Here is a 12,585-nt window from a genome sequence, read left to right on the forward strand (position 1 = left end):
GAGCCGGGAGCCGGCCGTTCCGCCTGTCCACCCACCGTTCTCTCAAAGGTTGCAGGCATGAGCTCCATGGTCCCTATGTCAGAGGTGGATGTGCCGCTGGCTATGTTGCTGGTGGGCGGCCGTGGACGGTATTCCTCGCTGATCCGCCTGCTGCCACTGGCCGTCCCGATGATACTGACCGGTGCAGTCTTCGGCACCTTCTATCCCCAGCTCTTTGACGATCCCTTTTTTGCAACCGGCTACCTCGTGCTCTTCGCCACCATGGTCCTGGCTGCCCTGCTGCCCTGGAAGCGGCTCCCACGGAACGCTCCACTGCTGCTGCCGATGCTGGGACTGCTGGCCATTGGACTGGCCCGGGCAGGGTCCCAATCGGTGCTGGATGTGCTCGGCCTGATGGCTGTTTTTCCTGCCATCTGGTTGGCGACGTCGGATAGGTACCGTGGCGTTGCGGTGAGCACAGCTGGCACCGCCGCCATCGTCGTTGTTCCGCTTCTGCTGGCCGGATCGCCGGTCACCTCGCAGCAGTGGGCCCGTCTGGTGCTTCTCCCGGTGGTGGTGGGCGGCGTCGGCCTGACCGTCAGCGTGATTACCGGCCGGCTCGAAGCCCAGACCCGGGGGCTGCGCGCCGCGACCTCCCGGTTGATGGCTGCCCTTGCACGCACCGGCGAACAGCGCCAGCTGCTGCAGTCCATCCTCGACGCCGTGGAGGTCGGCGTCGTAGCCGTGGACGCCGAAGGCAACACGGTGCTGACCAACAACGCCGGGCTTGCAGCGGAACTGCAGGCAGCACAGCTGGCACAGCAGCGCGGCGCACCACGGGTGGAATGGGAGGCGATGGGCGAGGGAACGAAAGTCATGTTCGAATCGGACAGGCTGACCCCGATACCGCCGGAGCGCCGCCCAATCGCCAGGGCCAACCGCGGCGAGGTCTACAGCAACTACCTCTTTTGGACCGAGGAACAAGGCCGCCGGCTCGCCTATTATGCGACATCGCGTCCGGTCCGGAACGCCGATGCGGGGACCACGGGGTTCGTTGTCGCCTTCGCCAACGTGACGGCTTTGATGGAGGCCACCGCGGCCCAGACCGGGTTCGTCGCCTCCGTATCCCACGAACTGCGGACCCCGCTGACCTCCATCCTGGGCTATACGGATCTGCTGCGTGAACGGCTGGAGGAATCGGTGGTCGACCCCGGCCCGGAACTGGACATCATCGAACGCAACGCCGAAAGGCTCCGCACCCGCGTGCAGGATCTGATGTCGGCGGCGGAGTCCACGCTCAGCATTACTCCGGTCCGGATGGATCTCACCGCCGTCCTGGACAACGCCGTCGAGTCCATTTCCCCCACCGCACAGGCCCGGTCCATAGACATTGTCAACCAGGCTCACCAGCCGCTGGTGGCGCTGCTGGATCCGGAGCGCATCTGCCAGGTGCTGGACAACCTGTTCTCCAATGCCGTCAAATACAGCCGCCCGGGAACGACCATCACCGTCCGCTGCTATCCGGACGAAGCCGCTGGTCAGGCAGTCATCGAGATCGAAGATCAGGGAATCGGCATCGCCGCAGAGGATCAGGAGCATGTGTTCACACAGTTCTTCCGCGCACCCACCGTCCGCGATTCCGAGGCCAAGGGCTTTGGTCTAGGGCTCAACGTGGTCAAATCCATCGTGGACCGCCACGGCGGGTCCATTCGGTTGCTCAGCGCGCCGGGAGAAGGCACGACGGCGGTCCTGCGGCTGCCGCTGGGAGCCGCCCCGGTGGTGTCGGGCGCGAACCCGGCCGGACCGGCTAAGTCCTGAGGTCGAAGTCCGTCGGAGTCCTGAGATCAATGCCCGGCTAGGCTAAGGTCAGCGTCCGGCCGGGATATCGGGGTTGGCACGATTGAAGCCGCGGGCGATCCGTTCCCGAAGTTCCTTGGGACGGAAAGGTTTGGTCAGATACTCGTCGGCCCCCGTTTCCAGTCCCCGCAGCACGTCCAACTCATCGGAACGCGCCGTGAGCAGGACAATGAACGCATCGCTGAACTCCCGGATCCCGCGGGTTACTTCCAACCCGTCAATATCCGGCAGACCCACGTCCACCGTAACCACCGATGGTCGATGCGCCCGCACGATGGCCAGGCCGGCGGCGCCGGTCGCCGCCGTGTGGACCACGAAACCGGCCTTCGTCAGAATGACCGAGATAAGGTCGCGGATATCCTGCTCGTCCTCGATGACGACGGCGGTCTCAGGTTCGTTCACGGAGCTCCTGCGGTAGTTCTGTTATCGGCTAGCGCTGATATCGCGTGGCGCTGTTATCTGTGACGCCGTTGTCGGCGGGCCGGGGGCTGCGCGCGGCGCCCTACTTATTGCCGGCCACCCGTTGGGTTGCAGTGAAGGAAAATCCAATGGTGCTGGTCTTCCCTGCAGTGTATTGTCAGCCTCCAGTACTGCGGGCAGCGTGCCCGTGAAACGCAGGGCGTCTGTGCCGCCCGGGACCAGCGAGGTGAGGTTCTCCAGCGCTCGGTCGGGACCGATGATCGGCGCGGAAGCCTGCACCCGCGTAATCGCGCCTGGACATGAGTAGGTGAAGCCCGGCGCTTTGCCCGCCTCGACCCATCCGGCCGGGCAGCTGTCCACCGCAATCTGAAGGCCCCGGGTCGCGTCGGTGTTAAGCTTCGAGGACGTCAGCGCCGTCGTCGTCAGCGCGACCTCGGCCAAGGACTGGCTGCCCGAGTTCTTCATAGTGGCCAGCCGCTGGACCGTATCGCCGGGAACCAGACCGCCGGCCTCCAGATTGAAACTGGTCCAGGTTCCTGCGGCGCCCAGGTCGATTTTCACCGTCCCGGCTTCAACCTTGGCGCCGGCCAACGTCGAGTCGGTAAATGCACCGTAGGTTCCCAGCCCTGCCACGCCGGCCGCTGCTCCAACCAGCGTCAACGACGTGAGAACTTTCCCAGCGGCGGTTTTGAGAGTGATACCCATGATGATGGACTTCCGTTTCCCGGGTGTGGCCGGCCTGTACGTGTTCGGCGAGGACGGTCGTTGGCTGTCGGCTCCCAAGGCCGACAAGACCAACATTGCCGTGCCAACCTCAAGCCGCGACGGTAGATACGATCAAGGATTCCGCAAGATTGGCCCAACCCCGTCGCTTTTCACGACAATGCCAACGACGACGTCCGGATCAGCGGCAGGTGAACCGTCCGCTCAAGGGCAGTCCGGACCATACATTGGCGGTCCCACCCACCGGGTAAAGTCCGCGGATCTCGTAGGTCCAGGAGCCGACGGCGGGAAATTTTTCCTCGTACGATCCTCCGTTTTCTTTGCTCAACGCGACCTTGGCTGTGGTTCCACTCGGGCGAACCACCGTGAGTTGAAAAGATGAAGCCCTCGGCACCGAGCCGACTGACGTCACGTTGATGCTCACCCGGTTCCCTGAGCAGGTGGCACTCACAGGCGTGTCAGCCGCGGGCGGGGCAGTCATAATAAGCGTGGAGGCGGCCATCTGGGCCGGTGCCTTGCCGACAAACGCCGCCTGCGCGATCCCGGGAGCCAGGACCAGCCCCACGGTGAGCGCCAGGACCGCGGCCACCCGGGTCCCCGGGCCCGTACGGCTCCGCGGGCGCCTGCTGCGCACTGCCTTGCTCATGATCAGCGTTTCCTCTTCACGTCGGTTGCAATACACTTCAGTTTCCAGCACCATCCGCAAGGGACCGGATGGAACGGCTCAAGATCGTCCCAAGATTCATCCCGAAACCAACTACGTGGCCATAGACAGCAGTCTGCCGTGCCCGAAACGGCCAGGCAATGATGTGTCCAAAGCGAGGACCAGCGCGCTGGTATGCTGTTCGACGCCGACGCCGGCACCTTCCGCCGCGTCATAGTCTCCGCCGACCAGTGCATTTTCCACACAGTGGCAGAGCTGCTCCATCCGCAATGCGCCAATCATGGAGGAGGTGACCTTCAGAGACAAAACGGCATCCATGGCCAGGTCCACGTCGCGTGCCCGAAGGGCATCGAGTATCCGACTGACGCGGCCCGGCAGCAGGTTCAGGAAGGTGGACACGAAGCGGTGCACAGCGGCGTCGTTCTGCGTTTCCTCGCAAAGGCTTGCCAAGCTGGACAGCTCGAAGACGGGTTGAGCGACATCAGGCATTTTTGGCTTCGCGGCCCCGACGACGCGGTGCAACGGCTTTCGGTGCAGCGGCTTTCCCCGCAGGGTCTTTCTTCCACAGGGCGGTAAGCGCGCCGACCAGCAGTACGGCCGGCGCCCCGTACATCAGAATCTTCAAAATGACCGGATCCCGCAGGGCCCGAATCGCGGTGCCCAGAAACGGAACGGTGAACGCGTGGCGGTACACCTTGTCTCCGGCGAGCGTGGCGGTCCACGGGTCAACACCGTTGTTTGCGTCGCCCTTGGTGCGCACGGCAGTGCTGCCCTGTGCATTTCGGCTCAAGTCGACCACCCGGTGCGTCTCCACCTGCTGCTCGCCGACCGGAATGTGGTAGGTGATGATGTCGCCGACCTTGATGTCGCCGACCGGGACCGGAACGGAGACCACAACGTCTCCCGGGTTGATCAACGGCGACATTGATCCTGTGAGCATCGTGCTGGTCTGATAGCCCAAAACCCGAGGCCCGAGGGCGAGGAACAGAAACGCTGCCACCGCAGTTGCGACCAGCAGGGCCAGGAGCACTCGGACGGCGGCCCGGCCAATGCGGGTGGCGACACCCCCTGCCGCAACAGTTTGATCCGTCCGTGGCGCATGGGCTCTGCCTGTCACGGCAGCGGGAGTCCCCGTGCCGGCAGGACCGTGCGTTGCGGGGGTCGCCACTGCATGGATATCCAGAGCGGTGCCGGGGCGGGTCAGTATGGCAGTCATGGGGATCTCTCCTGTCCGGGGCGTTTAGTGAAGCGGGACCGCTGGGGTGCTACTTGTTGGCCCCCACGCGAGCAGTACCCGTGAAGGAGAAACCGATGGTGCTGGTTTGTCCTTGGAACCCGTTGCCGGCAGTGGTAGGCAGTGTCATGGTGACGCGCAGGTTGTCGGTGCTTCCGCTGTTCAGCGAGGTGAGATTGATCAGCGCGACATCAGCACCCACCACGGCGCGGGAGGCCAGGACCTGAGTGATTGTGCCTGTGGTGGGGCAGGTGTAGTTGTAGGCGGCAGCCCCGCCGGCGGCCGCCACATTCGTTTCGGCCCAGGCCACCGAACACTTGTCGATGGTGACCTGCAGTCCGTTGATGGGATCCGAGTCCAGGACCGACGACGGCGCAGCGGCAGCGGTCAACGTGATGGCCGAGAGGCCCTGGTTCGAGGCCGCATTGGTCAGCGTGGCAACGCGCTGAATGCTGTCGCCGGGCACCAGCCCGGCAGCGCCGATGCTCAGGCGGTTTGCGGCCGTACCCGTGGCGCCGAGCGCGATGCCGACGGTTCCGGCCGAGACCACGGCGCTGGCGGCCGTCGAGCTGGTGAACGCACCATAGGTGCCCAGGCCGGCGACGCTCGCGGCGACTCCGACCAGGGTCAGGGAGGCGAGGACTTTACCGGTGGTGGTCTTGAGGCTGATACCCATGGTGGCGGATTCCGTTTCTGTGCCGGACCGCGGCTGTGGCGGTCGTTGCTTGTCAGCCGCACCGGCTGACAAGAACAACAATGCAGGTCCAACCTCAAGCCCGGGCCATGAAGTGCGGCAGGAACGCCGCAGGATTTCCACAACTTTTTACCGGCGGGAAGCCGTCTACCGGCGAACGCGGCAGAGCAGGGGTCGGGCTTGCGGAATACCCGCGGCTACGGTGCCAACCGGTAACCGACCCCGCGCACGGTTTTGACCCAGCGCGGGGACTTGGAGTTGTCGCCCAGCTTCCGGCGCAGGTTCGCCATGTGCACCTCGATGGTGCGCTCATCCGCGTCGCTGATATATCCGCCGGCGTCGTATTCGTCGTTGCGCAGCCGCCGCACCAGGTCGGCCTTAGTGCGCACCAGCTTGCCGCTCTCCATCAGGGCGTGCAGCAGGTCGAACTCGGTGCGCGTCAGGGCCAGTTCGGAGCCGTGCACCGCGGCGGTGCGGGTTGATCCGTTAACGAGCAGACCGTTGTGGATCAGGCTCCCCGACTCCGGCGCTTCCGAAGCCCCGCCGTGGGTCGCCGGTCCGGCGGCTGGAGGTTCGACGGCGGGGGAACCCGCCGCGGGTGGGGGCGGGGTCCCGCTTCCCGCCGGCCCGCTTCCCGCCGGCCCGCTTCCCGCCAACCCGCTTCCCGCCGGGCCGGCCGGCGGTGCAGCCGGCCCGTTCAGCGGAACCGCCGCCGCTGCAGCGTGGCTGGGGGACGCCGTCATCGGCCGTTCGCTTGACGACGCGTCAACAGAAGACGCGCCTTCAGCGGACCCGCCGGCCCGCGGGCGGCGCAGCATGGCGGAAACGCGCGCCCGCAGCTCGCGCGGGCGGAAGGGCTTGGTGAGGTAATCGTCGGCACCGGATTCGAGCCCGAGGAGGGTGTCCAGTTCATCCGCGCGCGCCGTGAGCATAATGATGTAGCTGTCACTGAAGAGGCGGATCCGGCGGGCCACTTCAAAGCCGTCGATGTCCGGCAGTCCCAGGTCCAATGTCACAATGCTGGGCTTGTGCCGGCGTACCGCGGTCACTCCCGCAGCGCCGTCACGGACCGAATGGACTTCAAAACCGGACTGGGCCAAAATCATTTCGATCAGGTCCCGGATGTCCGAATCGTCCTCGATGACCACGGCTATCCGAGGACTGTCCATTCTGTTTCCCCTATTGACGCTTAGACCGACACTGCCGAGCGCCGCAGGCCCTACGGCCCACGGTGTTTACTCGTCTTATACTGACATAACGTCAATGAACTCTCCATTCGCGGACCTATATATGGCACTTCTATAGTGCACTTCATCCGGAGTGCCGTCCTGGGAAGGTCGAACCGTATGTCAATCGGTGCGGGAAAGAAATCCAGCATGAGCAAGACCAGTCCCAACGCACTGATTACCCGGTACTTCTACCAGCGCTCGCTGCGTATGCGTGTGGTCCTCAGCCAGCTCCCGCTGACCATCACGGTGCTGTTGATCGTAGGACTTTCCGCGGCATTCCAACCGGAGGTCCTGCGGGACCCGCTGTTCCAGATCGGGCTGTGGGGACAGGGCATCGTGCTGTTCGCATGTCTGCTGATTCCATGGGGCAGGCTGCCGTACCCCAGCTTCCTGGTCATTCCGTACTTGGATTTCATCGCGGTGGGCTTCTCCCGGCAGGGCAGCGCCACGACGCTCTCCGGTCTTGGCCTCTTGGCCTTGTTTCCGGTGTTCTGGCTGGCGGCCTCCGGTCTGGCGCGCAGGTGCGCCGTTATCGGTGGCACCCTTGCGACGCTGCTGATGGTCTGGGTCCCGATATTCCTGGCCCCTGGACCCATCACGACGCAGCAGCTGAGCCGGCCGGTGGTCCTACCGTTGATGATGCTGGCATTCGCCATCACCGTCGCCGTCATCACCACCAGCATGGATGCCCAGCGGGTTGAGCTGGAGGCGAAGGATGCCGAGCTGCGGTCCGCTCTCGAAGCGAGCCACGACCGCGAGCGCCTGCTGGACGATGTGGTTAATACCGTAAGCGTCGGCCTAGTGGCCGTGGACGCCGACGGGCACGACGTGCTGCTAAACCGCAAACAGCGGACGTTCCACGGTCTGGCGGCACCCGACGGCAACGCCGATCCGGCGGAGGCCGAACTCCTCATCTTTGCGGCCGACGGTTCCACCCCGCTGGCACCTCAGGACCGGCCGGTCTTCCGGGCAGTTCAGGGGGAATCATTTTCCCAGCAGCTGATCTGGGTCGGCCAGAATGGCGGCGCCCGGGCCCTCTCTGCAACGGCCCGGCCACGCCGGGACATAAACGGCGGGTTCGCCGGATCCGTGGTGGCTTTCTATGACGTCACCGAGCTGGTTTCCGCGCTGGCCACCAAGGATGATTTCGTCTCCAATATTTCCCATGAACTCCGCACTCCCCTGACCTCCATCCTGGGCTATCTGGGCCTGGCCCTTGACGATCCCAGCGTCCTGACCAAGGAGGTGGTGCAGTACCTTCAGGTGGCCGAACGCAATGCCGACCGGCTGCTGAGCCTGGTGACGGATCTGCTCTCCACTGCGTCCAGGACCATGGAGATCAAACCGCGATTGACGAACCTCTCCGACATCATCGAGGACAGTCTTGACTCGGCTGGTCCGCCAGCCGCGGAGAACGGCGTCACCCTGCTCAACGACGGTCGGCAGCCGCTGATGGCGATGCTCGACGTCGGCCGGATCGGCCAGGTGCTGGACAATCTGATCTCCAACGCCATCAAATATTCGCCCGACGGCGGTACTGTCACCGTCCGGGCCCGCACGGTGGATGGTTCGGCGGTGTGCGAGGTGCAGGATACCGGCATCGGGATGGACAGCGACGAGCAGGCGGGCGCGTTCAGCCGATTCTTCCGCGCCGGAGGGGCACGAAGCCGGGCGATTCCCGGGGTGGGGCTCGGCCTGCTGATCAGCAAGACCATCGTCGAAAACCACGGGGGCCGAATGCACCTGCAGAGCGAGCGGGATGTCGGAACCACCATCGGCTTCACCATCCCGCTCCATGGACCGGGATCAGCAGTCGGGCCGGACCCGGCGGCGGAGCTCACCCCGCTGGCCGTGCTGCCCGGTTAGGTTGTACTGCCGGTGAGGCTGTACTGCCGGTGAGGCGGGATCTGGCTGGTGGAATTAACCAACGGGAGATGCGCTGACAATCACGTTCCTGCCCCAGAGATCCTCCGTGTAGCAGCTGATCAGAATCAGTCTGCCCGGAACGACATCCCAAATGTCGCTGTCTTTGAGGGTGTCCTTGTCATGGGTGATGACAGAGTCAACACGATAGGCCAACGAACCGGTGGCCGTAACGACCGTAAAGACATCGCCGGCCTTCGCCTGAGCGCTGAGGTGGTTGAACGGAGCGTCCCTGCCCTCCCAACTATGCCCCACGATGTACGTGCTGTTCGTTGAACCGGTGCCCGGCATCCCGTAGGAGGTCAACCAGTACGCATTTTCGGTCAGCGGTGGATCCAGCTCCTGACCATTGGTTTCGGCGTCCGTGGGAGTCAACGGCAGAACAGCCAGATCGATGCCGGTTGCCGGATACACGAGCCGCTCCGGCGGAGCGGCGGCCAGACCAGGCGGTAGCACAGCCGGCGCCGCTGAAGGATCCGCCAGCGTCGCCGGAACCGGCGAAGGAACGGGAGCCGTTGAAAACGCCGTGGAAGGCGCGGTGGCGGCGACATCCGCGGAAAGCTGGGGAAGAAAAAGGGCGCCAAGCAGGGTTACGAGTATTAACAGCACAACGACGGCCAGCCGACGCCGCTTGCGGCGTGCACTCAGTTGCGCGGGCCGGTCCGCAGCGTGCGCTTCCTCTTCAGGCATGAACGTGATGGTCCTTAATGATGCCGTGGCAAACGTAGTAGGTGTCTCAGGGGCGCCTGCTGCAATGATCCAGCCGGCGCCCCTGAGGCCATGGAGAGACTAGCTATCGTTTCGTGACTTGCGGCGCATGCCGACGGCCACCAGGACCGGGACTCCGAGGCCTGCAGCGAGCAGACCGCCCAGAGCAAAGATGTTAGCCGGTTCGTCCGCGGACGCACGGGCAGCGGTCTGCACATTCATGCCCTTGTTCGTCGCGACGGGTGCAGCGGCTCTTTCCTTCCCTGCGACGACGGTGGTCCCTGTACCCGCACCGGCGACCCTCGGTGTCACGACCGTCCCGGTTGCCCCGCCGGAGCAGGCAGCGATGGAGGCCTCGAACGCCCGGTGCAGTTCCGCCGTGTCGATCCTCAGGTCCCCCATATCAGCATTCAAGGCGTCGACGGCGGCCATCGCCTGCTGCACAGCAGCTACTGCTGCCGCAATCCCAGCCGCATTTTCTGCAGCCACGTACGCAGCTTCGGTCGTGACTGCGGCCGCGGCAGCCGCGGCCTCGGCCTTCTGCGCCGTTTGCAGATTGAGCACAGCCGTCACAGCCACAGCCGCAGGAGTTCCGGGCGTTGCGGGATCCAGCGGCAGCCGAGCCTTCGCGACGTTGGCGTCGGTGGCCTCCAGCGCCGCAGCGGCCACCTGGGCATTCCCTTGCGCCGTCGTCAGGTTGTTCTGAGCGGCCACGCTGGCCGCGACGGCGAGCGCGAGCTTCTGCGCCGCGGCGTCCTTGGGGGCAGCGGGATCGGCCTGCAGGGCGTCGAAGGCGGCCTGCGCCTCGACGACGGCGACGGCGGCAGATTTGGCTGCAGCGTCCGCCGTTGCCAGCTCGGCACCGGCGTTCGCAGCCGCGGCCGCGGCTTTCGTCTGGGCGGTGAGTGCGATGGCCAGGTCAGCCTGCGCCGCGTCTAGGGCCGGCTGCGCTGCCGCGGCCGCCGTCTGGGCAGTCAGCAGATCCGCCGATGCCTTGACCAGGTCCGCCTTGGCAGCCTCCCATGCAGCCCCCGCCGGAGGGGTGTTCGCGAAGGCAGCGGCAACCACAGCCACGCCCGCTTTCTGCGCGTCAAGCACCGCCTGTAAGGCGGTGGCCAGCTGGGCCGTGCGTTCCGATTTCACGCCGGCGTTGGTCAGCGCCGTGGTGAAGCCAGCTTGGGCAGTCGTGCAGGCGCTGGCAGACGGAGCTGCCATGACGGGGGAACCGGTCAAAAAGAGACCGCCGCCCACAAGTGCGGCGGTGGCAGAAACGGATACGATCGCCACGGCGGGGGAATTACCGGTTTCCAAGTAGGAGTGAGGAAAAACGGGTAAAAAGACAAGTAGCAGACCTCGCCGAGAACCTGTCCTGAACCCCGGTGTGCCGGTCAGCTGGTCGTTACCGCTTGCTGGAGCGCGTCCTCGGCCGCTACCCAGGAGAGCATGGCGCATTTGACCCGCGCGGGGTATTTGGAAACGCCGGACAAAGCCGCGGCGTCACCGAGGACCTCTTCGTCGGCCTCCATCCGGCCGCGGGAACGCATCAGCTCGCGGAAGTTCTCGATGAGCCCCTGCAGTTCCTTCGGGACCAGCCCCTCGGCCAACTCGCTGAGCACCGAGGCGGAGGCCATCGAGATGGCGCAGCCGGCCCCGTTCCAGCGCACTGCGGTGACCTTACCGCCGTCGACCTCCACGCGCAGGGTGATCTCATCCCCGCAGACCGGGTTCAGTTGGTGGGATTGCCCGGTGCCCGGGAGACCGGGGGCGGCAGCCGTCTGGCTTTCCGGCAGATCTCCCCCGCTGCGCGCCCTGGCATGGTCCAAAATGGTCTGCTGATACAGCGCGTCCAAGTCGCTCATACGCCGGCTCCCCTCGTGGTGACGCCGAAGTAGCCGCGGATCCGGCCGGCGGCGTCCAGCAGCTGATCCACCTCGTCGGTGGTGTTGTACAGATACGCGCTGGCCCGGGTGGTGGCCGTCAGCCCGAGCCGGCGGTGCAGCGGCTGCGCGCAGTGGTGACCAACGCGGACGGCGATGCCGCGGTCATCCAGGAACTGGCCGACGTCGTGCGCGTGCACGCCCTGCACGTCAAAGGCCGCCAGCCCGGTGCGTTCCCGCCCGGGCTTCGGACCCAGCACCCGGACGCCGTCAATCGCATCGAGCCCGGCAACCAGGCGCTGGCCAAGTTCCGTCTCCCACCGGTGGATCCGGTCCATGCCGGTTTCGCGCAGATAGTTCACCGCGGCGGCCAGAGCCACCGCCTGGGAAATGGGCTGGGTGCCGGCCTCAAACCGCTGGGGGGCGGGCAGGTACCGGGCTTCGGACATGGTGACCGTGGTGATCATGGACCCGCCGGTCAGGAACGGAGGCAAGGCGTCGAGCAGCTCCGCCCGCCCGTACAGCGCGCCGATCCCCGTGGGACCGAGCATTTTATGCCCGGAGAAGACGGCGAAGTCCACGTCCAGCGCCTTCAGATCCAGGGGCAGGTGCGGGGCGCTTTGGCAGGCATCGAGCACCACCAGCGCGCCGGCGTTGTGCGCCAGCGCGGTGAGCTCCCGCACCGGGTTGATGACGCCGAGCACATTGGAGACATGGGTGAAGGCCAGAATCCTGGTCCGGCCGGTGATCAGCCGCTCCGCCTCCTCAAGCCGCAGCGCGCCGTCGTCGTCGACCGGAATGAACTTAAGCGTGGCGCCGGTACGCCGGCACAGCTCCTGCCACGGAATCAGATTCGCGTGGTGCTCCATCTCGGTCACCAGCACCTCGTCGCCGGGCGCCAACGCAAACCGCTGCGCCTGGGAGGGTTGGTTGCCTGCGCCGGAGCGGCTGGCATTCGAGAACGAATACGCCAGCAGGTTCAGCCCTGCGGTGGCGTTGGCCGTCCACACGAGTTCGTTGTCCTTCGCGCCGACAAACCCTGCCACGGTGGCGCGGGCGTGCTCAAAGGCGTCCGTGGCGGCCACGGCCAGTTGGTGCGCGCCCCGGTGGACCGCGGCGTTGCGCTGTTCATAGAATTCCTGCTCCGCTTCCAGCACGCTGAGCGGGTTCTGCGACGTGGCGCCTGAGTCCAGGTAGATCAGCGGCTTGCCGCTGACCTGCTGGCTCAGGATGGGGAAATCGTTGCGGATCCGGCGCACCTCAACGTCATCCAGCGC

The 12,585-nt window shown here is 65.6% G+C and carries 13 protein-coding genes; 2 read left to right on the plus strand and 11 right to left on the minus strand.

Annotated elements, in window-relative coordinates; all coding sequences use genetic code 11:
* The first annotated feature begins 57 nt into the window (after nt 1–57).
* The gene (locus QMG52_RS08300) at nt 58–1,797 is read left to right on the plus strand and encodes a sensor histidine kinase (protein ID WP_283559950.1); all 1,740 of its coding nucleotides are present in this window, start codon (nt 58–60) and stop codon (nt 1,795–1,797) included.
* 48 nt (nt 1,798–1,845) lie between these two features.
* Here the strand turns inward: QMG52_RS08300 and QMG52_RS08305 are convergent, their stop codons facing one another.
* From QMG52_RS08305 to QMG52_RS08335, 7 genes are all read right to left on the minus strand, one after another.
* A complete protein-coding gene (locus QMG52_RS08305) occupies nt 1,846–2,238 on the minus strand; it encodes a response regulator transcription factor (RefSeq protein ID WP_349361676.1) in 393 nt (130 codons plus the stop codon).
* 21 nt (nt 2,239–2,259) lie between these two features.
* A complete protein-coding gene (locus QMG52_RS08310; protein WP_283559951.1) occupies nt 2,260–2,961 on the minus strand; it encodes a TasA family protein in 702 nt (233 codons plus the stop codon).
* 199 nt (nt 2,962–3,160) lie between these two features.
* A complete protein-coding gene (locus QMG52_RS08315; RefSeq protein ID WP_283559952.1) occupies nt 3,161–3,625 on the minus strand; it encodes a hypothetical protein in 465 nt (154 codons plus the stop codon).
* Between the two features lie 111 nt (nt 3,626–3,736).
* Nucleotides 3,737–4,132, minus strand: coding sequence for an Hpt domain-containing protein (locus QMG52_RS08320; RefSeq protein WP_283559953.1), 396 nt, complete (start codon nt 4,130–4,132; stop codon nt 3,737–3,739).
* On the minus strand, nt 4,125–4,859 hold the full coding sequence (locus tag QMG52_RS08325; RefSeq protein WP_283559954.1) for a signal peptidase I: 735 nt from the start codon (nt 4,857–4,859) through the stop codon (nt 4,125–4,127). The genes QMG52_RS08320 and QMG52_RS08325 overlap by 8 nt, the downstream gene beginning before the upstream one ends.
* A gap of 49 nt (nt 4,860–4,908) precedes the next feature.
* Entirely contained in the window at nt 4,909–5,553 is a 645-nt protein-coding gene (locus tag QMG52_RS08330; RefSeq protein ID WP_283559955.1) for a hypothetical protein, read from the minus strand.
* Nucleotides 5,554–5,768: 215 nt separating this feature from the next.
* Entirely contained in the window at nt 5,769–6,740 is a 972-nt protein-coding gene (locus QMG52_RS08335; protein WP_283559956.1) for a response regulator transcription factor, read from the minus strand.
* Nucleotides 6,741–6,947: 207 nt separating this feature from the next.
* On the opposite strand from QMG52_RS08335, the gene QMG52_RS08340 reads away from it, so the two are divergent.
* Complete coding sequence (locus tag QMG52_RS08340; protein WP_283559957.1) at nt 6,948–8,666, plus strand: sensor histidine kinase; 1,719 nt, start codon at nt 6,948–6,950, stop codon at nt 8,664–8,666.
* A gap of 54 nt (nt 8,667–8,720) precedes the next feature.
* Here QMG52_RS08340 and QMG52_RS08345 read toward each other — a convergent pair whose 3' ends face one another.
* The 4 genes from QMG52_RS08345 to QMG52_RS08360 all read right to left on the minus strand — a co-directional run bounded on the left by QMG52_RS08345 (nt 8,721) and on the right by QMG52_RS08360 (nt 12,582).
* Nucleotides 8,721–9,413, minus strand: coding sequence for a class F sortase (locus tag QMG52_RS08345; RefSeq protein WP_283559958.1), 693 nt, complete (start codon nt 9,411–9,413; stop codon nt 8,721–8,723).
* Nucleotides 9,414–9,512: 99 nt separating this feature from the next.
* Nucleotides 9,513–10,718, minus strand: coding sequence for a hypothetical protein (locus QMG52_RS08350; RefSeq protein WP_283559959.1), 1,206 nt, complete (start codon nt 10,716–10,718; stop codon nt 9,513–9,515).
* A 101-nt stretch (nt 10,719–10,819) separates the two neighbouring features.
* Nucleotides 10,820–11,290, minus strand: coding sequence for a Fe-S cluster assembly sulfur transfer protein SufU (gene sufU / locus QMG52_RS08355; RefSeq protein WP_283559960.1), 471 nt, complete (start codon nt 11,288–11,290; stop codon nt 10,820–10,822).
* Nucleotides 11,287–12,582 (minus strand): cysteine desulfurase, encoded by a 1,296-nt coding sequence (locus QMG52_RS08360; protein ID WP_283560015.1) that lies wholly within the window; start codon nt 12,580–12,582, stop codon nt 11,287–11,289. The genes sufU and QMG52_RS08360 overlap by 4 nt, the downstream gene beginning before the upstream one ends.
* Nucleotides 12,583–12,585 lie beyond the last annotated feature (3 nt).

Origin of the sequence: Paenarthrobacter sp. PH39-S1, from assembly GCF_030063245.1 — a bacterium.
Taxonomy (GTDB): domain Bacteria; phylum Actinomycetota; class Actinomycetes; order Actinomycetales; family Micrococcaceae; genus Arthrobacter_M.